Origin of the sequence: Mesorhizobium newzealandense (assembly GCF_042682145.1) — a bacterium.
GTDB classification, from domain to species: Bacteria; Pseudomonadota; Alphaproteobacteria; order Rhizobiales; family Rhizobiaceae; genus Mesorhizobium; species Mesorhizobium newzealandense.
On the sequence record NZ_JBHUGZ010000014.1, the window covers coordinates 377548 to 396176 of the forward strand.

Below are 18629 nucleotides of genomic sequence, written 5' to 3' on the forward strand. Positions count from 1 at the left end.
GATGTCCATGGACACCCAGATGCTGATCGGCTCGAAGTTCGAGAAGGGCACCGAAACCGAGGAGCCGATCCTCAATCCGAAGACCGGGGCGACCATCCTCAACCTGCCCGAAGCCAGTCCGGCGCAGATCGAGGCGGCGGTGCTTGCGGCCGAGAAAGCGTTCGTCACCTGGTCGCGCACCACGCCTGCGCAGCGCTCCGGTTATCTCCTGAAGATCGCCGACCGCATCGAGGCCGAGGCACAACAGTTCGCCACGCTCGAGGCGCTCAACTGCGGCAAGCCTATCAATGCCGTGCTCAATGACGAGATTCCGGCGATCGTCGACTGCTACCGCTTCTTTGCCGGCGCGGTCCGCTCGATGCCCGGCGTCGTTGCCGGTGAATACATTCCCGGCCACACCTCGATGGTGCGCCGCGACGCCATCGGCATCGTCGCCTCGATCGCGCCGTGGAACTATCCGCTGATGATGATGGCCTGGAAGCTGGCGCCGGCGATCGCCGGCGGCAACACCGTGGTCTTCAAGCCGTCGGAGCAGACACCGCTGACGGCGCTGAAGCTTGCCAGGATTCTGGCCGAAATCCTGCCGGAAGGCGTCGTCAACGTCGTGCTCGGCCGCGGTGACAGTGTCGGCAACACGCTGATCAACCATCCCAAGGTCAACATGATCTCGATCACCGGTGACGTCGCCACCGGCAAGAAGGTGCTGCAGGCAGCCGCCAAGTCGGTCAAGCGCACGCATCTCGAACTCGGCGGCAAGGCGCCGGTCATCGTTTTCGACGACGCCGACCTTGGTGCGGTGGTCAACGGCCTGCGCGCCTTCGGCTACTACAATGCCGGCCAGGACTGCACCGCCGCTTGCCGCATCTATGCCGGCAAGAAGATCTACGACAAGCTCGTCGCCGATCTCTCCTCGGCCGTCTCGACCATCAAATACAATCGCCCCGACGACACCGAAAACGAGATCGGGCCGCTGATCTCGCGCCGCCAGCGCGACCGCGTCTCGAGCTTCGTCGAGCGCGCCTCGGAACTGAAGCACATCGAGATCACCACCGGCGGCAAGCCGGGTGAGGGCTCGGGCTTCTACTACCAGCCGACCGTCGTTGCCGGCGCGCTGCAGGAAGACGAGATCGTACGCCGCGAAGTGTTCGGCCCGGTCGTCTCGGTCACGCGCTTCTCGGAAGTCGACGAAGCGGTGAACTGGGCCAACGACAGCGACTATGGCCTGGCGTCATCGGTGTGGACCAAGGACGTCTCTCGCGCCATGGCGACGGCCGCCCGCCTGCAATATGGCTGCACCTGGATCAACACCCATTTCATGCTCACCAACGAGATGCCGCATGGCGGGTTGAAGCAATCCGGCTACGGCAAGGACATGTCGCTCTATGCGCTGGAAGACTACACCGCCGTGCGCCATGTGATGGTGGCTCACGGGTAGAGCGGTTCATCGTTTCACGGAAACGCCGAACCGCTCTATCTCTTTGTTTTGACGCAATTCCGGACGGAAAACCGTTTCACATTTTTCCTGGAATTGCTCTGACGCAGAAGGAAGGCAAGCATTCAACAAGGGAGGAAAGAACCATGCATCGTCGCCGATTTCTGACATCCGCAGCTTTCGCCGCCACGCTCTTCGTCGCGGCGCCGTCCCTTGCCGCCGACACCGCGCAATCGGTGGTCGAAGCATATGTCGCCGCCTGGAACGCCCATGACTCGGCCAAGGCCGCCGGCTTTTTCGCCGACGACGTCACCTACTACGACGCCTCGGTCGGCAAACCGATCAACGGCAAGGAAGTCGCCAAGACCGGCGTCATCGACAATTTCCTGAAAGCAGTCCCCGACGCGGTGTGGACGATGAAGGGCGCGCCCGTCGTAGAGGGCGACCGTGTCTCGTTCGAATGGGAATTTTCCGGCACCAATACGGGCGCCTGGGCCGACGGCACCGCCGCCACCGGCAAAAAGTTCTCCTTCACCGGCGCATCGATGTTCTCGATCAAGGACGGCAAGATCGCGACTCAGAGCGACTATTACGATGCGCTCGGCTTCTACAAGCAGCTTGGCCTGATGTAGGCGCGGCCACTTCCCATCTCCCCGGTTACGGGCAGATGGTGGCCCGAAGGGCCGGATGAGGGCAGCACTGTCAAGTCGGCTCTGCCCCTCATCTGCCTGCCGGTAGCCCTCCGCTATGGCTTCGGGCGTTCGTCGCTTCAATCGACAAATCGTTGTCACCCGCCTGCAGCGGGCGCTTCCCTTGTCCCCGCAGAACGGGAGAAGACCGCTACTCCACGATACGATAGATGTTCCACAGGCTGGTGCCTGACACGACATACGGTTCCAACTCCTTGCCCCATTTGGCGTGCGCGTCGATCTTGCCGATCTTGGCGAAGAATGCCTCCAACTGGGCCAGGCTTTCGACCTTGTGATGGGATTCGACCGTCGCCTCCCGCGCGCCGATCGATCCGGTCATGATCTGGAATTCCAGGTCGGCGATGCCGACCTGCGAGCCGATCTCGCGTTCCCATTTCTTCAACAGTTCAAGCACGGTCTGCTTGTGCCCGAACTTGGCGTCGATCTGCCATCTGGCGCTGAACATCTTCTTCTCCTCCAGGTTTGCGGCCCAAGCCGCAGTTGAGTTATCCGCGGTTGACCTATTCGTCCCAGGCCTGCACGACGGTCTGCCGTGCGATCCGCCCGTTCTTCAGCTCCAGCATCGCCGCGGCGAACACTTTCGTGCCGTCCGGATAGGCGCAGGCCTGGGTGAAGGCGAGGCTGTCGCCATCGGCGATCGTGGTGTCGACCTTGTGGGTCATCGCCCGGCTGCAAATGTCGTCCCAGAAGGTCGTGATCGCTGCGCGCCCGCGGATTTCGCGCGGCTTGCTCGGCGGGTTGTTGCGGTCGATCACCCGCACCAGCGCGTCGTCGGTATAGAAGCTCGACAGCATCTTTCCATCACGGCCTTCGATTGCCTTCTTGATCGCCGCGCCGTCCACGGTCTGTGTCTTGGTCAGCATTTTATCCTCCATATGCCCGTCTTCGCGATCGGGCGGTTGATAATCAGAAGTGTTTGCCCGGCGCTCATCGCCGGGCAGTGATTTCTTCACTGCGACTTCGCCTTGACGGCCGCGAACACGTCGTCGGTCTGCTTCTTGAAGGTCGCGAGATCGACCTGGCTGCCATTGAGCATCGTCGACCAGTGGCGCACGATCGCGGCCATCGCCACCGCCTCCTTGATCTCCTCATCGCTGGCGCCGTTGAGCCTGGCCGCCTCGGTATGGAAATAGATGCAATATTGGCATGGGATCTGCGCCGCGACGGCGAGCCCCAACAGTTCCTTGGTCTTGCCGTCGAGCGCGGTCTTCGGGTTGAGCTGCACGCCCTTGATCTCGGCCCAGGCGCCGGCGACGGCCACGTCGGGCAACGTCTTGAACATGTCCGGCACCGAGCCGAGCGTCGCCTGGATGTCCTTGTAGGCGGCCGCTGCCGACGCATCCTCGGCCTTTGCGGGAGCGATAGCGAACAACGCTCCAACGCCTGCCGCAATCACCAGCGATTTGAGTGTCCGGTTTGACTTCAGCATTTCATCCTCCCTTCGCAGCGCCTTTCCCGGCGGCGTCCGCCCGGCCTGCATGGAGAGAAATGATAGCGTCTGCATGTCTCACGCCGCTTCGCCCGAAAGCGCCATGGCTCTCATGGCCCGTCCGGGCCAGTGTGCCGGGCGGAAAATGCCGCCGCCGCCGCTCGCGACGGCAGGTCGAGCTTGAGCAATATGTTGGCGACGTGGCGCTTGACCGTGTGCTCGCTCAGCCTGAGCTCGGCGGCAATCGCGGCATTGCTCTTGCCGTCGGCAATCAGGCCCACCACTTCGCTTTCGCGTGCCGTCAGCACGGCCGGTTCGGTCGTTCGGGTCCTGGCGCGGCAGTCGGGCTCCAGATGCTGTTCGGACATCGCCCGCACCAGCGCCAAAGGCTCGTCCAGATCGTCCAGCGTGATCCGGCTGGCGTCCGTGAAATGCAGGCCCGAGCCGGTTGCGAGATCCGCGACCAGCCGCGAAGCGATTATGTCGCCGCGGCTGGCGTGCGCGGCAAGCTGCATCGTCACCCGCGCCGTCAGCCCCACCGGCGGCCCACGCAGTTCGATCTCGCCGACATGCGCGCCCTGCGCGCTGGCCACGCCAATGCCTTGTGCCGCCTCGCGCAGCGCGGCCGCGCAGCGTATGGCGCGCGCGGGCCCGTCGAAGCGCGAGATCATCATCTCGCCATGCGTACCCACCGCGCGGCCGCCATGGCGGCCGACCAGCAGCCGCCAGGTTTCCTGGAAGCGCTGGCTGCGTTCGCTCCACATGCGGTCGCCCATCCGCGCCGTGTCGTAGATGCGTGTCGCCAGCAGTGCCGCCAGCACACGGTCCACCTCGGCCACGGCACGCTCGCCGGTCAGGAATTCCTCGATCAGGTCGGCCACCCGGTCGACGTCGCCAGTCCAGATCGGGTGGTCGCGTCCGGGAATCTCGACCAGTCGTGAATTGGGAATCTTCCTGGCCAGGAAGCGGCTGGCGTCCGGGTCGACCCGCACGTCGTTGTGGCGATGAATGAGCAGCGTCGGTGCGCTGATCGCGGCCAGCACGCCGCGCACGTCGATCCCGGCGTTCATGCGCGCCAGTGCCGCCGCCGCCGTCGGGCTCGCCGACAATCGTTCGAAACGTGCCCACCACTGGCTGAAATGCGCGTCGTCGACCCGGCTCGGCGCGAAATGGGGCAGGGTGGCGCCGGTACCCCAGGCCGTCTCAGCCATCTCGATGAAGGCGTCGAGGCGTTCGGGCGACATCACCCATTTGTGGAAATGCGCATAGCCGCCATAGAGCGCCAGCGCCCGCGTCCGTTCCGGATAGGTGGCGGCGAACAGCATTGCCATAGGCGCGCCTTCCGAGGCGCCAAGCAGTGCCGCGCGGCCGCTGCCGGTGGCGTCCATCACCGCACGCACATCATCCATGCGCGTTTCGAGGCTGGGCAGTTGGTGCGCGTCGACACGGTCGGACAGACCCGTGCCGCGCTTGTCAAACAGGATCAGCCGCGAGAACGCCGAAAGCCGCTTCAGGAGCCGGCTGTAGCCTTGGTCTTCCCAGTGCAGATCGAGATTGGAAATGAAGCCCGGCACGAAGACGAGGTCGAGCGATCCCTGCCCGACCACCTGATAGGCGATCCGCACATCGCCGCTACGGGCATATCGGGTCTCGATCGGCCTCACGAGGTTTCCGCCCCGGCCTGACGATTTCAGATCGCCAACCATAGCAGGGCAGTGCCGATTGCGGCAGCTCAAATCTTAGCGATAGAAAATAGAAGCCGGCTTGGCTCTGCGGTTATTTTTGCGAGGCGGCGACGTCGGCCGGGGAGGCCTCGAGCCCGAGTTTGAGGTCGGCCTCAGCCGGCGTGATCGGTCGCCTGATCTTAGCGGAGGCGGCCACCACCAACTCGTTGAAGTTCTCGGTGCCGCCATCCAGCATCTCGAACAGCTGCCGCCGCATCCTCGGCTCCCAGAACTTGTTGATATGCTCGGCGACGCCGGCAATGCCTTCCTCGCGCGGCTTGGAATGGAAGAAATCGGCGATCTGGTTTGCCATGCGCACCAGCTTCTCGCTCGTGCTCATGATGTGTTCTTCGTCATGCGACATGCTTGGCAACTCCCAGGACCACCCGGTCGGGGTGGGTGAAAACATCGAAATCATCGCCGCGCACCAACGCCACCAACGTCATGCCAGCCTCTTGCGCCGTGCGGATGGCCAGTGCGGTCGGCGCCGAGACGGCGATGATGAAGGCCGAGCCGATCGCTGCCGTCTTTTGCACCATCTCGACCGACACCCGCGATGTGACGACGATAGCACCGGATGCGCCATCGATGCCGGCTTTCGCCAACGCGCCGGCGAGTTTGTCGAGCGCATTGTGGCGGCCGACATCCTCGCGCGCCATGACGATGCCCTTGCCCGGCACATAGAAGCCGGCGGCATGCACGGCTCCGGTCTCCGTGTGCAACGGCTGCACTTTCGACAGGAGCTTGACGGAACGGACGATGTCATCGACCTCAAGCGTAAGCTTTGACGCACCAACCGCATCGACCGAACGCATCGCTTCCTCGATCGATTCGATACCGCACAATCCGCAGCCGACCGGGCCGGCCAGTCGCCGGCGCCGCGCTTCGAAACGCGTGTTGGCGCTGTCCTTCAGCCGGATCTGGATATCGATACCGGCGCCATGATCCTCGACCTCGATGGCCTCGATCTCCTGGCGGTCGGCAATGATGCCCTCGGTCAGCGAGAAGCCGAGCGCGAAATCCTCGAAATCGGCCGGGCTTGCCATCATCACCGCATGCGTGGTGCCGGCGAAGGAAAACGCCACCGGCGTCTCTTCCGGCACCATCCGGTTGGCAGCCACCGTGCCGCTGGCGCGGCGCGCCAGCCGCGATACCTGCGTCGTGGCTTTGCGGCGCTCGCTCAAAACTACTCCGCCGCTTCCAACTTCGCGATGCGACGGCTGTTGCGCGCCTGCTCGTCATAGTCGCGCTGCCATTCCGACGGCCCGTTGGAGGCGCCGACCTGCACCGCCGTCACCTTGTATTCCGGGCAGTTGGTCGCCCAGTCGGAGAAGTCGGTCGTGATCACGTTGGCCTGCGTGTCCGGATGATGGAAGGTCGTGTAGACCACGCCGGGTGACACCCGGTCGGTGATCAGCGCGCGGAGCGTCGTCTCGCCCGAGCGGCTGGTCAGCCGGACCCAGTCGCCGTCGCGGATGCCACGGTTTTCGGCGTCATGCGGGTGGATTTCGAGCCGATCCTCGCTGTGCCACATGATGTTGTCGGTGCGCCTGGTCTGTGCGCCGACATTGTACTGCGACAGGATGCGGCCGGTGGTGAGCAGCAGCGGGAAGCGCGGCCCGGTCCGTTCGTCCGTCGCCACATATTCGGTGCGGATGAACTTGCCCTTACCGCGCACGAAACCATCGACATGCATGATCGGAGTGCCGAGCGGTGCCTTCTCGTTGCAGGGCCATTGCACCGATCCGACACGGTCGAGCAACTCGAAGGAAACGCCGGCGAAGCTCGGCGTCGTCTGGGCGATCTCGTCCATGATCTCGGAGGGATGCTGGTAGTTCCAATCCAGCCCGATCGCGCGGGCAAGCTCCTGCGTCGCTTCCCAATCGGCGTAGCGCGCCTTCGGCTCCAGAACCTTGCGCACCATGTTGATGCGACGCTCTGCGTTGGTGAAGGTGCCGTCTTTCTCCAGGAAGGTCGAGCCCGGCAGGAAGACATGCGCGTAGTTGGCCGTCTCGTTGAGGAAGAGGTCATGCACGACGACGCATTCCATCGCGGCCAAACCGGCTGCGACATGCTTGGTGTCGGGATCGGACTGCAGAATGTCCTCGCCCTGGATGTAGATGCCCTTGAAAGTGCCGTCGACCGCGGCATCCAGCATGTTGGGAATGCGCAGGCCGGGTTCGTCGTCGAGCTTCACGCCCCACAGGCTCTCATAGATGTCGCGCACGGCTTCGCCGGAGATATGGCGGTAGCCGGGCAGTTCGTGCGGGAACGAGCCCATGTCGCACGACCCTTGCACGTTGTTCTGGCCACGCAGCGGGTTCACGCCGACGCCTGGCCGGCCGATATTGCCGGTGGCCATGGCAAGATTGGCGATCGCCATCACCGTGGTTGAACCCTGGCTGTGTTCCGTCACCCCGAGGCCGTAATAGATCGCGCCGTTGCCCCCGGTAGCGTAGAGGCGCGCCGCGCCGCGGATCAGCTCGGGATCGACGCCAGACAATTTGCCGACGGTTTCGGGGCTGTTTTCCGGCAAGGCGACGAACGATGCCCAATCCTGGAACTCCGCCCAGTCGCAGCGTTCGCGGATGAAGGCTTCGTTGAAAAGACCTTCGGTGACGATCACATGCGCCAGCGCCGTCAGCACAGCCACATTGGTGCCGGGCTTCAGCGGCAGGTGATAATCCGCTTCAACATGCGCCGACTTGACCATCTCGGTGCGACGTGGATCGAGCACGATCAGCTTGGCGCCCTGACGCAGCCGCTTCTTCAGCCGCGAGGCGAACACCGGATGGGCTGAAACGGGATTGGCACCGATAATGACGGCGACGTCGGTGTAGTCGACGGAGTCGAAATCCTGCGTGCCAGCCGAGGTGCCATAGGTCTGGCCGAGCCCGTAGCCCGTAGGCGAGTGGCAGACGCGTGCGCAGGTGTCGACATTGTTGTTGCGGAAGCCCTGCCGCACCATCTTCTGGACGAGGTAGGTTTCCTCGTTGGTGCAGCGCGACGAGGTGATGCCGCCAATCGCGGTGCGGCCGTACTGATACTGGATACGGCGGAATTCCTGGGCCGTGTGGGAAATAGCCTCTTCCCAGGTCACCTCGCGCCAAGGGTCGGTGATCTTTTCCCGGATCATCGGCGACAGGATGCGGTCCTTGTGGGTGGCGTAGCCATAAGCGAAACGGCCCTTCACGCAGGAATGACCGTGGTTCGCCTTGCCCTCCTTGTAGGGCATCATGCGAATGACCTCGTCATCCTTCACTTCGGCCTTGAACGAGCAGCCAACGCCGCAATAAGCGCAGGTGGTGACGAGCGAGCGCTCCGGCAGGCCCTTGGCAAGGACCGCTTTCTCGCGCAACGCATCGGTCGGACAGGCCTGCACGCAGGCGCCGCAGGACACGCATTCCGAATCGATGAACGCCTCGTGCATTCCCGCCGAAACTCTGGATTCGAAACCACGCCCTTCGATAGTCAGCGCGAAGGTGCCCTGCACCTCTTCGCAGGCCCTCACGCAGCGCGAGCAGACGATGCATTGCGTGGGATCATAGGTGAAATAAGGATTGGATTCGTCGCGTGCGATGTAATCGACCGTCAGCGAGCCGTGGCCTGGCGCTACGCCGTTTTCCTGCTTGACGTGGTTGCGGCCCTCGATGCCGTAGCGGTTCTCGGTCAAGCCGATCGACTTCGCCACCGCGTCGAACTCGCTGGCGCCGGTTCCGGCCTTCTCATTCCAGCCGGTCGGATGATCGGAAACGTAAAGTTCCATGACGCCGCGGCGAATGGCCTCGAGCCGATCGGACTGCGTACGCACCACCATACCTTCGCCGACAGGTGTGGTACACGACGCTGGCGTGCCACCGCGCCCTTCGATCTCGACAAGGCAGATACGACACGAACCGAAAGAGTCGAGCGTGTCGGTGGCGCAAAGCTTCGGGATCTCGACCCCGCCTTCCATCGCGGCACGCATGATCGAGGTGCCTTCCGGTACGGTGATGCTGCGGCCGTCGACGCTCAGCGTGACCTGCTTCTGCGCCGTCGATTGCGGGGTTCCGTAGTCGATCTCTTCGACGAGGGACGGGAAGTCGGCCTTGATGTTCATCTGCCAGCTCCTATTCAGCAGCCACGCGCACGGGCGCAGGCTTGAAGTCGTCGGGGAAATGGGTGATCGAGCTCATGACAGGGTAAGGCGTGAAGCCGCCCAGCGCACAAAGCGAGCCGAATTTCATCGTGTTGCAGAGGTCGGTGACCAGAGCGAGGTTCTTCTCCGGCTCGATGCCGGCAGTGATCTTGTCGATGGTCTCGACACCGCGCGTCGAGCCAATGCGGCAGGGTGTGCACTTGCCGCAACTTTCGATGGCGCAGAACTCCATGGCGAAGCGGGCCTGTTTCAGCATGTCGGCAGTGTCGTCGAACACCACGATACCGGCATGGCCGATCAGCCCGTCCTTGGCCGCAAAGGCTTCATAATCGAATGGCGTGTCAAACAGCGCGCGCGGGAAATAAGCACCCAGCGGTCCGCCGACCTGCACCGCCTTAACCGGACGTCCCGTCGCCGTGCCGCCGCCGATCTCGTCGACGATCTCGCCCAGCGTCATGCCGAAGGCCGCTTCGAACAGGCCGCCATATTTGACGTTGCCGGCGATCTGGATCGGGATCGTGCCGCGCGAGCGGCCCATGCCGAAATCCTTGTAGAAGGCCGCACCCTTGTCCATGATCACAGGCACCGAGGCCAGCGAGATGACGTTGTTGATCACCGTCGGCTTGCCGAACAGCCCCTTGTGAGCCGGTAGCGGCGGCTTTGCCCGTACCATGCCGCGCTTGCCTTCGAGCGAGTCAAGCAGCGCCGTCTCCTCGCCGCAGACATAGGCGCCTGCGCCGACCCGGATCTCCATGTCGAAAGCGTAGGAAGATCCCAGCACGCTGGCGCCAAGCACCCCGGCCTTGCGGGCGACTTCGACGGCTTTGTTCATCACCGCCACTGCATGCGGATATTCCGAGCGGATATAGACAAAACCCTTGGTCGCGCCGGTCGCGACGCCGGCGATTGTCATGCCCTCGATCAGCACGAAGGGGTCGCCCTCCATGATCATGCGGTCGGCGAAGGTGCCTGAGTCGCCTTCGTCGGCGTTGCAGACGATGTATTTGCGGTCGCCAACGGTATCGAGCACCGTCTTCCACTTGATGCCGGTCGGGAAGCCCGCGCCACCGCGCCCGCGCAGTCCGGATTCGGTGACCTGGGCGACAATGGCGGCGGGCGTCAATTCCAACGCGTTCGTCAGTCCATTCAACCCGCCGTGTTTCTTGTAGGATTCGAGTGACAGCGGATCTGTGACGCCACAGCGCGCGAAAGTCAGCCGCGTCTGCTTGGCCAGGAAGGGGATTTTGTCCGGGGCGCCCAGCCAGCGCTTGTGAGGGCCGCCGGTGAGGAAGCCGCTGTCGAACAGGCTCTTGACGTCGGATGGCCTGACCGGCCCATAGGCAACGCGGCCGTTGGCTGTCGCAACTTCGACCATTGGTTCGAGGAAATAAGCGCCGCGCGAACCGTTGCGCACGATCTTGGCCTCGATGCCGCGCTCCGCCAGTTCACTGGCGATCGCCTTGGCGACCTTTTCGGCGCCAAGCGCCAGTGCGCCGGAATCGGCTGGAATGTAGATGCGGGGGATCATGAGCGCACCTCGGCAACGATCTGGTCGAGCTTTTCGTCATCGAGCCGCCCGATCACCTCGCCGTCGAGCATGGCGGCGGGCGAACAGGCGCACAGGCCGAGACAATAGACCGGCTCCAGCGTCACCGAACCGTCGCGGGTCGTCTCATGGAAGCCGATGCCCAGCAACTGCTTCAGTTTGGCGGCGATGGCGTCAGAACCCATCGACTGGCAGGATTCTGCCTGGCAAACCTTCAGCACATGCCGGCCTGCCGGATGGCTGCGGTAATCGTGATAGAAGGTGACGACGCCGTGCACTTCGGCCCTGGAGATGTTCAGCGCTTCGGCGATGACAGGCAGTGCATCCTGCGGCACATGGCCGAACTCTTCCTGGATGCCGTGGAGGATCGGCAGCAGCGGGCCTTCGAGGCCTTTCAGCTCCTGGATGATCGCGGCCGTGCGCGACGTGATCTCGGTACTTGCAGGCTGCATCGTCATGCAGCGCCCTCCCTGGTCGATAGCTTTTTTATCGCTAAGTCTTTACAAAATCAGAGGAAACCCTCGGAATCAATAAAGCAGTTTCGTTGCTCGATAGAAATCTTCTATCGAGCTTGGTCAGCCACCATTGTCTAGCCTAGCGGCGGGCGTGGAAATCGTCCGCCAGCGCCATTGCCTCGTCCAGCAGCGCCGAGACCAGCGGCGTGTGTGGTTCGCGCGGCGCCGCCACCAGGCCAACGGTGTGGCTGGCGTCCGGCTCAACGATCGGGATGGCCCGGATCGGTTCGGAAAAGCCGAATGTTTCCGCGAGGTTGAGCGGCATGATCGATGACCATTTGCCGGTGCGGATGTGCGAGAAAAGCACGATCATCGAATTGGATTCGAGCGTCGGCCGTACCTGCACGCCGGCCTCGGCCAGGTGCTGATCGATGATGCGGCGGTTCTGCATGTCCGGCGTCAGCAGGCAAAGCGGCAGGCTGCTCAGCTCTGCCCATGTCACTTTGTCGCGATCGGAATAGGGATTTCCCATGGCCGTGATCAACTGATAGCGCTCGTCATAGAGCGGCACGCTGGTCACCCGCCCGAGCGGCTCGTTGTCGAGATAGGTGATGCCGGCATCGATGTCGAAATTGCCGAGCAGGGACAGCACTTCGATCGAGGTCCGCGACAGCACCGAGAAGGTGACGCCAGGGTGCTTTTCGCGGAACGGAGTCGTCAGCCGCGGCAGCATGGCCAGCGCCGTCGGGATGGCGGCGATGCGGATGCGGCCGGACAGGCCATGGCGCGCCGCCCGCATCTCTTCTCTCATGGTGCGGGTGTCGCCGACGATGCGGCGCGCCCAGACCAGTACCTGCTTGCCTTCGGGCGTCAGCCCCTGGAAGCGTGAGCCGCGCAGCACCAGCATCACGCCGAGCTGGCCCTCGAGCTGCTTGATGCCGGCCGACAGTGTCGGCTGGGTGACGCCGCACACGTCCGCCGCCCGCCCGAAATGCTCTTCCTTGGCCAGTGCGATGAAGAATTCCAGCTTGTCGATCATGCCATCTTTCCGTGCGTTCCGTGCAAGGTCGGGGAAATCGTCTTTCGCCGCAAGCGGTATGCGCAATCGCAGCGCATCCACATCTTTCAGCCGGCTTACTGTTCCCTGCGACGCAATGCGGCGTTATGTGGATGAAACGGGAGGTCGACCATGCTGGGCTGGTTCCGCAAGCTTTTGCCGCGCGAAGATCGCTTCTTCGAGCTGTTCGAACGACATTCCCGCACCGTGGTCGGCGGCGCCGAGGCCCTGGAGCAGCTTCTCCAGGGCAAGGACATCGATCGCTGGTGTCAGAAAATCATCGATCTCGAAGACCAGGCCGACCATATCACCGCGGAAGTCCTGCTGGCGGTGCGACGCTCCTTCATCACGCCTTTCGATCGCGGTGACATCAAGGACCTGATCCAGTCGATGGATGACGCCATCGACATGATGCACAAGACCGTCAAGACGGTGAAGCTGTTCGAGAAGAAGGAATTCGATCCGCTGATGCAGGAAATGGGCGGCGTCATCGTCGCCGCCGCCAAGCTGGTCGCCGAGGCGATCCCGCTGCTCGGCAAGGTCGGCGTGCACGCGGTGCGCCTCAACGCCATCGCCGAAGAGGTCATGCGCGTCGAAAGCCGGGCAGACGATCTGCACGAGCAAGGTCTGAAAGACCTCTTCAAGCGGCATGGACGCAGCGATCCCATGGCCTACATGATCGGCAGCGAGATCTATGGCCAGTTGGAGAAGGTGGTTGACCGCTTCGAGGACGTCGCCAATGAGATCAGCGGCATCGTCATCGAGAATGTATAGGCGATGGAAGCAACCATCGCCTTTCCCGTGCTGATCGGCCTTGTCGCCGTAGCCTTGTTCTTCGATTTTCTCAACGGCCTGCACGATGCCGCCAATTCCATTGCCACCATTGTCTCCACGCGCGTGCTCAGGCCGCAATACGCGGTGCTCTGGGCAGCCTTTTTCAATTTCATCGCCTTCATGTTCTTCGGTCTTCATGTCGCCGAGACCGTGGGGAAGGGAATCGTCGACGTCACTATTGTCACGCCGGCGGTGATCTTCGCCGCCCTTGTCGGCGCCATTGTCTGGAACATCGTCACCTGGATCGCCGGCATCCCTTCGAGCAGCTCGCATGCCCTGATCGGCGGGCTGGTCGGCGCCGGCGTCGCAAAGGCAGGCGTGGGCGCTATCGTCTGGACGGGCCTTGGCAAGACGGTCGCCGCGATCGTTGTGTCGCCGGCGACCGGTTTTGTGCTGGCGCTTGTCCTGATCCTTGCGGTTTCATGGCTGTTCGTGCGCCAGACGCCGTTCGCGGTCGACCGCACCTTCCGCGTCATGCAGTTCTTTTCCGCTTCGCTCTATTCCCTCGGGCACGGTGGCAATGACGCCCAGAAGACCATGGGCATCATCGCCGTGCTGCTCTATTCGCAAGGCATGCTCGGCACGACGTTCTATGTGCCGCTCTGGGTCGTCCTTACCTGTCAGTCGGCGCTGGCGCTCGGCACCTTGTTCGGCGGCTGGCGCATCGTTCACACAATGGGCTCGAAGATCACCCGGCTGAACCCGATGCAGGGCTTCTGTGCCGAAACCGGAGGCGCCATCACGCTGTTCGCCGCCACATGGCTCGGCGTTCCCGTTTCGACCACCCACACCATCACCGGCGCCATCATCGGCGTTGGCGCCGCCCGCCGCGTCTCGGCCGTGCGCTGGGGCATTGCCAGCAACATCGTCATTGCCTGGATTGTCACCTTGCCGGCCACCGCCGCCATTTCGGCGCTCACCTACCTCGCGATTGGCCTGGCGGGGTGAGGTGAACCTCGCGGCGCGTGGAGCGCCGGCAATCGCGATACGATCTACCGGCTCACAAGATTGAGGATGTTGCCGTCCGGATCCTTGAACCATGCGACCTTCATGCCGTAGCCGACATGGACGTCGCCCTCCAGCGTCAGGCCGGGCATCTCATAGTGCTCGAAGGCGACGCCCTTCGACTTCAACGACTTGACGATGGTCTCGATCTCGCCGCCGACCGTCCAGGTCACCGCCGTTGCCTTGTTGGTGCCTGCGAATTGCGAATGATAGACATTGATAAGCGTGTCGCCGCTTTTGTAGACGATCAGTTCGCCACCCATATCATCCACCTGCTTGAGGCCCAACGTCCCTTCATAAAAGGCCTTTGCCCTCGCCAGGTCTTTCACCGCGACATTGGCCGTTGCATTGCTGTTTGCGAGCATGATCGTCTCCTTCCCTGATTGCTCATGTCGATCCTTGAAATAGATCAGGTGGGCTGTTTGGCGACCGCCAGTTTTGCGAAATGCCGATCGCTCCGACACCGCCCGTCGTTTTTGCGGGCACACCAAGGCAGCTATTGCTCCACGGCTTGGTTCTGTCCGGAAACTGCACTATCTCAGGCAAAAGCCTGCATAAGGAAGCACTGATGTCTGTTACCAAGGAAATCGTCACCGAGCGCCTGAAGACGGTCAATGGGCCGGATTTCACCGGCAACATCGTCGACCTTGGCATGGTTTCCGAGATTTTCATCGCCGATTCCAAGGTCTTCTTCTCGATTACCGTTCCCGCCGCTCGCGCCCAGGAGATGGAACCGCTGCGGGCCGCCGCCGAGCGTGTCGTCAAGGCGATCCCCGGCGTCGCCGGCGCCGTCGTTGCGCTGACGGCGGAAAAGAAGGGCGGCGGCATGGAGGCACCGGTTCCTTCGCGCCCCGCACCGAGGCCAGCTCCGCCCGCAGCCGCGCCGCGTGCCGCGCCGCACGCTCCGGCTTCGCACAGTCAGGGCAAGCGTGGCGTGCCCGGCATCGAAGCGATCATCGCCGTCGCCTCCGGCAAGGGCGGTGTCGGCAAGTCGACCACCGCCGTCAACATCGCCCTTGGCCTCGCCGCCAATGGTTTGCGCGTCGGCGTACTCGACGCCGACATCTATGGCCCATCGATGCCGCGGCTGCTCAACATCCACGGCCGGCCGCAGACCGTCGACGGTAAGATCCTCAAACCCATGGAGAATTATGGGTTGAAGGTGATGTCGATGGGCTTCCTCGTCGATGAGGAGACGCCGATGATCTGGCGCGGGCCGATGGTGATGTCGGCGCTGACGCAGATGCTGCGCGAGGTCGAATGGGGCCGGCTCGACGTGCTCGTCGTCGATATGCCGCCCGGCACCGGCGACGCGCAGCTGACCATGGCCCAGCAGGTGCCATTGGCCGGCGCCGTCATCGTCTCGACGCCGCAGGATCTGGCCCTGATCGACGCTCGCAAGGGCCTCAACATGTTCAAGAAAGTCGACGTGCCGCTGCTCGGCATTGTCGAGAACATGAGCTATTTCATCGCTCCGGATACAGGAAAGCGCTACGACATCTTCGGCCATGGCGGCGCGCGGCGCGAGGCCGAGCGTCTCGGCGTCACCTTCCTCGGCGAAGTACCGCTCGAGATGGGCATTCGCGAGAGCTCGGATGCCGGCACGCCGGTAGTTGTCTCGAAGCCCGACGGCCCCGAGGCAAAGATCTACAGGGATATTGCCGGAAAAGTCTGGGACCGGATCAATGAAGAGCGTGGTGCAGCCGCGGACGCCGTGCCGAGCATCGTGTTTGAGTGATGCGGATATCCCTCCCCTCGAGGGGGAGGGGCTCAGCCGCCAACCTTTTCGCCGAAGTTGGAAAAAAACTGCCCGGCCAGTTTCTTCGAGGTCGATTCGATCAGCCGGCTGCCCAATTGCGCGATCTTGCCGCCGACATCGGCCTTGGCCGCGTATTTCAGCACCGTGGCATCCGGCCCATCTTCGGTCAGCGTCACGTCGGCACCGCCCTTGGCGAAGCCGGCGATGCCGCCCTTGCCTTCGCCCTGGATGGTGTAGGAGTGCGGTGGCTTGAGGTTCTTCAGCGTCACCTCGCCGTTGAACGTGGCCTTGATCGGCCCGATCTTCACCACCACGGTGGCCGCCATCTCGGTCGGCGACTTCATCTCCAGGCTCTGGCAGCCGGGAATGGTCGCCTTCAAGACTTCGGGATCGTTCAGTGCTTCCCACACCTTTTGCAGCGGTGCGGCAATGCGCTCCTCGCCTTCGATCACCAAAGCCATGAAAACCTCCCTGACAAGACTGACCGAAGCCCTAACGCACGGCTGGGGGCCTGTCTATCGCACCAAAGTCCGGATGCGACCGTGCGCCCTCTTGCCTGCTCCCGCGCGTTGCCATATCGATTTGTCTTACAAATACGGAGACCACGATGGCAGGCGCCCCCACCAGGAACAAAAAATTTCGCTCGCAGGAGTGGTTCGACAACCCCGACAATCCGGGCATGACGGCGCTTTATCTCGAGCGCTACCTGAATTACGGCCTGACGCGGGCCGAACTGATGTCCGGCAAGCCGCTGATCGGCATCGCCCAGACCGGTTCGGATCTCTCGCCCTGCAACCGCCATCACATCGAGCTGGCCAAGCGCGTGCGCGAAGGCATTGTCTCGATGGGCGGCATCCCCTTCGAATTTCCGTGCCATCCGATCCAGGAGACCGGCAAGCGCCCGACAGCGGCTCTTGATCGAAACCTTGCCTATCTCGGCCTGGTCGAAGTGCTCTACGGCTATCCGCTCGACGGCGTCGTGCTCACCATCGGCTGCGACAAGACGACGCCGGCCCTGCTGATGGCCGCAGCCACCGTCAACATCCCGGCCATCGCGCTGTCGGTCGGCCCGATGCTCAACGGCTGGCACAAGGGCAAGCGCACCGGCTCCGGTACCATCGTCTGGGAATCCCGCCAGCGCCTGTCGGCCGGCGAGATCGACTATGACGAGTTCATGGACATCGTCGCGTCCTCGGCGCCGTCCACCGGCTATTGCAACACCATGGGCACGGCCACGACGATGAATTCGCTGGCGGAGGCGCTTGGCATGCAATTGCCGGGCTCGGCCGCCATTCCCGCGCCCTATCGCGAGCGTGGCCAGATTTCTTATGAAACGGGCAAGCGTATCGTCGAGATGGTGCACGAGGATCTGAAGCCGTCCGACATCATGACGAGAGAGGCCTTCGAGAACGCCATCGTCGTCAATTCGGCAATTGGCGGCTCGACCAACGCGCCCATCCATCTCAACGCCATCGCCCGCCACCTCGGCGTCAAGCTCGACAATGACGACTGGCAGACGGTCGGCCTCAATGTGCCGCTGCTGGTCAATTTGCAGCCGACGGGCGAATATCTGGGCGAGGATTACCATCATGCCGGCGGCGTGCCAGCGGTCATCGCCGAACTGATGAAGGGCGGGCTGTTGCCGTATCCCGGTGCTCGCACGGTCAACGGTAAGTCTATCGGTGAGAATAGCGAGGGTGTCGCCAACGAGAACACCGACGTCATCCGCACCGTTGCCGAGCCGCTGAAGGCCAATGCCGGCTTCATCAACCTCAGGGGCAATCTGTTCGATTCGGCGATCATGAAGACCAGCGGCATCTCGCCGGAATTCCGCGAGCGCTATTTGTCCAATCCCAAGGACCCGGAAGCCTTCGAAGGCAACGCCATGGTCTTCGACGGGCCCGAGGACTACCACGCCCGCATCGACGATCCGGCGCAAGGCATCGACGAACACACAATCCTGTTCATGCGCGGCGCCGGCCCGATCGGCTATCCCGGTGGCGCCGAGGTCGTCAACATGCAGCCGCCGGCATACCTGATCAAGAAGGGCATCCATGCGCTCGCCTGCATCGGTGACGGCCGCCAGTCCGGCACGTCGGGTTCGCCGTCGATCCTCAACGCTTCGCCGGAAGCCGCGATCGGCGGCGGGCTGGCGCTGCTCAAGACGGGCGACCGTGTCCGCATTGACCTGCGCAAGGGCACGGCCGACATCCTCGTCACCGACGACGAGATCACCCGGCGCCGCGCCGAGCTGCAGAACAATGGCGGCTATCACTATCCCAAGCACCAGACGCCCTGGCAGGAGATCCAGCGCGGCATGGTCGCGCAGTTTTCAGAGGGAATGGTGCTGACGCCGGCGGTGAAATACCAGGATGTCGCGCACACCAGCGGCGTCCCCAGAGACAATCACTGATTGCTCTCAGGGGATGATTGCTGAGCATCTGTTCGCGGTTGCTTACATAGACGGCAAATGGCGGCTTGATTCGGATCAGGCCGCCACTATGCTTGACAAGCGCGCCCAACAAATCCACCATCATGAC

18 protein-coding genes are annotated in these 18629 nt (G+C 63.1%); 6 read left to right on the top strand and 12 right to left on the bottom strand.

Going from position 1 to position 18629, the window contains the following annotated elements:
• The first annotated feature begins 7 nt into the window (after positions 1 to 7).
• Together ACFSOZ_RS22390 and ACFSOZ_RS22395 are read left to right on the top strand one after the other, a co-directional pair.
• Positions 8 to 1435 (top strand): gamma-aminobutyraldehyde dehydrogenase, encoded by a 1428-nt coding sequence (locus ACFSOZ_RS22390; protein ID WP_379101597.1) that lies wholly within the window; start codon positions 8 to 10, stop codon positions 1433 to 1435.
• Positions 1436 to 1578: 143 nt separating this feature from the next.
• Complete coding sequence (locus ACFSOZ_RS22395; RefSeq protein WP_379101598.1) at positions 1579 to 2064, top strand: ester cyclase; 486 nt, start codon at positions 1579 to 1581, stop codon at positions 2062 to 2064.
• 208 nt (positions 2065 to 2272) lie between these two features.
• Here ACFSOZ_RS22395 and ACFSOZ_RS22400 read toward each other — a convergent pair whose 3' ends face one another.
• The 10 genes from ACFSOZ_RS22400 to ACFSOZ_RS22445 form a co-directional block, all read right to left on the bottom strand.
• A complete protein-coding gene (locus ACFSOZ_RS22400; RefSeq protein WP_379101600.1) occupies positions 2273 to 2587 on the bottom strand; it encodes a hypothetical protein in 315 nt (104 codons plus the stop codon).
• A 55-nt stretch (positions 2588 to 2642) separates the two neighbouring features.
• On the bottom strand, positions 2643 to 3005 hold the full coding sequence (locus ACFSOZ_RS22405) for a nuclear transport factor 2 family protein (RefSeq protein ID WP_379101601.1): 363 nt from the start codon (positions 3003 to 3005) through the stop codon (positions 2643 to 2645).
• Positions 3006 to 3091: 86 nt separating this feature from the next.
• Positions 3092 to 3571, bottom strand: coding sequence for a carboxymuconolactone decarboxylase family protein (locus ACFSOZ_RS22410; protein WP_379101603.1), 480 nt, complete (start codon positions 3569 to 3571; stop codon positions 3092 to 3094).
• Positions 3572 to 3681: 110 nt separating this feature from the next.
• Positions 3682 to 5235, bottom strand: a complete 1554-nt coding sequence (locus ACFSOZ_RS22415; protein WP_379101605.1) for an alpha/beta fold hydrolase — start codon at positions 5233 to 5235, stop codon at positions 3682 to 3684.
• 112 nt (positions 5236 to 5347) lie between these two features.
• Positions 5348 to 5659 (bottom strand): formate dehydrogenase subunit delta, encoded by a 312-nt coding sequence (locus ACFSOZ_RS22420; protein WP_379101607.1) that lies wholly within the window; start codon positions 5657 to 5659, stop codon positions 5348 to 5350.
• Entirely contained in the window at positions 5649 to 6479 is an 831-nt protein-coding gene (gene fdhD / locus ACFSOZ_RS22425) for a formate dehydrogenase accessory sulfurtransferase FdhD (protein WP_379101609.1), read from the bottom strand. The genes ACFSOZ_RS22420 and fdhD overlap by 11 nt, the downstream gene beginning before the upstream one ends.
• Positions 6480 to 6481: 2 nt before the next feature.
• Positions 6482 to 9394 carry a formate dehydrogenase subunit alpha gene (gene fdhF / locus ACFSOZ_RS22430; protein ID WP_379101611.1) on the bottom strand — a complete coding sequence of 971 codons (2913 nt, stop codon included), beginning with the start codon at positions 9392 to 9394 and terminating at the stop codon, positions 6482 to 6484.
• Positions 9395 to 9404: 10 nt separating this feature from the next.
• Entirely contained in the window at positions 9405 to 10961 is a 1557-nt protein-coding gene (locus ACFSOZ_RS22435) for a formate dehydrogenase beta subunit (RefSeq protein WP_379101613.1), read from the bottom strand.
• On the bottom strand, positions 10958 to 11437 hold the full coding sequence (locus tag ACFSOZ_RS22440) for a formate dehydrogenase subunit gamma (protein WP_379101615.1): 480 nt from the start codon (positions 11435 to 11437) through the stop codon (positions 10958 to 10960). Before ACFSOZ_RS22440 ends, ACFSOZ_RS22435 begins: the two co-directional genes overlap by 4 nt.
• A 136-nt stretch (positions 11438 to 11573) precedes the next feature.
• Positions 11574 to 12473 (bottom strand): LysR family transcriptional regulator, encoded by a 900-nt coding sequence (locus tag ACFSOZ_RS22445; protein WP_379101616.1) that lies wholly within the window; start codon positions 12471 to 12473, stop codon positions 11574 to 11576.
• A gap of 150 nt (positions 12474 to 12623) precedes the next feature.
• On the opposite strand from ACFSOZ_RS22445, the gene ACFSOZ_RS22450 reads away from it, so the two are divergent.
• Both ACFSOZ_RS22450 and ACFSOZ_RS22455 read left to right on the top strand, forming a co-directional pair.
• Complete coding sequence (locus ACFSOZ_RS22450; protein ID WP_379101618.1) at positions 12624 to 13265, top strand: DUF47 family protein; 642 nt, start codon at positions 12624 to 12626, stop codon at positions 13263 to 13265.
• A 3-nt stretch (positions 13266 to 13268) separates the two neighbouring features.
• Positions 13269 to 14273 carry an inorganic phosphate transporter gene (locus ACFSOZ_RS22455; protein ID WP_379101620.1) on the top strand — a complete coding sequence of 335 codons (1005 nt, stop codon included), beginning with the start codon at positions 13269 to 13271 and terminating at the stop codon, positions 14271 to 14273.
• A gap of 44 nt (positions 14274 to 14317) precedes the next feature.
• Here ACFSOZ_RS22455 and ACFSOZ_RS22460 read toward each other — a convergent pair whose 3' ends face one another.
• Positions 14318 to 14695, bottom strand: coding sequence for a VOC family protein (locus ACFSOZ_RS22460; protein ID WP_379101622.1), 378 nt, complete (start codon positions 14693 to 14695; stop codon positions 14318 to 14320).
• Between the two features lie 203 nt (positions 14696 to 14898).
• Here ACFSOZ_RS22460 and ACFSOZ_RS22465 point away from each other — a divergent pair, with 203 nt between their 5' ends.
• Positions 14899 to 16068 (top strand): Mrp/NBP35 family ATP-binding protein, encoded by a 1170-nt coding sequence (locus ACFSOZ_RS22465; RefSeq protein ID WP_379101623.1) that lies wholly within the window; start codon positions 14899 to 14901, stop codon positions 16066 to 16068.
• A gap of 32 nt (positions 16069 to 16100) precedes the next feature.
• On the opposite strand, the gene ACFSOZ_RS22470 is transcribed toward ACFSOZ_RS22465, so the two are convergent.
• Positions 16101 to 16550, bottom strand: coding sequence for an SRPBCC family protein (locus ACFSOZ_RS22470; protein WP_379101625.1), 450 nt, complete (start codon positions 16548 to 16550; stop codon positions 16101 to 16103).
• 146 nt (positions 16551 to 16696) lie between these two features.
• Here ACFSOZ_RS22470 and ACFSOZ_RS22475 point away from each other — a divergent pair, with 146 nt between their 5' ends.
• Positions 16697 to 18502: an IlvD/Edd family dehydratase gene (locus tag ACFSOZ_RS22475; protein WP_379101627.1), complete on the top strand. Its 1806-nt coding sequence runs from the start codon at positions 16697 to 16699 to the stop codon at positions 18500 to 18502.
• Positions 18503 to 18629 lie beyond the last annotated feature (127 nt).

Excerpts from the sequence above, each read along its gene's own strand:
- ACFSOZ_RS22465 (WP_379101623.1), top strand. The coding sequence starts at position 14,899 with ATGTCTGTTACCAAGGAAATCGTCACCGAGCGCCTGAAGACGGTCAAT.
- ACFSOZ_RS22390 (WP_379101597.1), top strand. The coding sequence starts at position 8 with ATGGACACCCAGATGCTGATCGGCTCGAAGTTCGAGAAGGGCACCGAA.
- ACFSOZ_RS22435 (WP_379101613.1), bottom strand. The coding sequence starts at position 10,961 with ATGATCCCCCGCATCTACATTCCAGCCGATTCCGGCGCACTGGCGCTT.
- ACFSOZ_RS22460 (WP_379101622.1), bottom strand. The coding sequence starts at position 14,695 with ATGCTCGCAAACAGCAATGCAACGGCCAATGTCGCGGTGAAAGACCTG.
- ACFSOZ_RS22475 (WP_379101627.1), top strand. The coding sequence starts at position 16,697 with ATGGCAGGCGCCCCCACCAGGAACAAAAAATTTCGCTCGCAGGAGTGG.
- ACFSOZ_RS22455 (WP_379101620.1), top strand. The coding sequence starts at position 13,269 with ATGGAAGCAACCATCGCCTTTCCCGTGCTGATCGGCCTTGTCGCCGTA.
- ACFSOZ_RS22405 (WP_379101601.1), bottom strand. The coding sequence starts at position 3,005 with ATGCTGACCAAGACACAGACCGTGGACGGCGCGGCGATCAAGAAGGCA.
- ACFSOZ_RS22450 (WP_379101618.1), top strand. The coding sequence starts at position 12,624 with ATGCTGGGCTGGTTCCGCAAGCTTTTGCCGCGCGAAGATCGCTTCTTC.
- ACFSOZ_RS22400 (WP_379101600.1), bottom strand. The coding sequence starts at position 2,587 with ATGTTCAGCGCCAGATGGCAGATCGACGCCAAGTTCGGGCACAAGCAG.
- fdhF (WP_379101611.1), bottom strand. The coding sequence starts at position 9,394 with ATGAACATCAAGGCCGACTTCCCGTCCCTCGTCGAAGAGATCGACTAC.
- ACFSOZ_RS22420 (WP_379101607.1), bottom strand. The coding sequence starts at position 5,659 with ATGTCGCATGACGAAGAACACATCATGAGCACGAGCGAGAAGCTGGTG.
- ACFSOZ_RS22470 (WP_379101625.1), bottom strand. The coding sequence starts at position 16,550 with ATGGCTTTGGTGATCGAAGGCGAGGAGCGCATTGCCGCACCGCTGCAA.
- ACFSOZ_RS22445 (WP_379101616.1), bottom strand. The coding sequence starts at position 12,473 with ATGATCGACAAGCTGGAATTCTTCATCGCACTGGCCAAGGAAGAGCAT.
- ACFSOZ_RS22410 (WP_379101603.1), bottom strand. The coding sequence starts at position 3,571 with ATGCTGAAGTCAAACCGGACACTCAAATCGCTGGTGATTGCGGCAGGC.
- ACFSOZ_RS22395 (WP_379101598.1), top strand. The coding sequence starts at position 1,579 with ATGCATCGTCGCCGATTTCTGACATCCGCAGCTTTCGCCGCCACGCTC.
- ACFSOZ_RS22440 (WP_379101615.1), bottom strand. The coding sequence starts at position 11,437 with ATGACGATGCAGCCTGCAAGTACCGAGATCACGTCGCGCACGGCCGCG.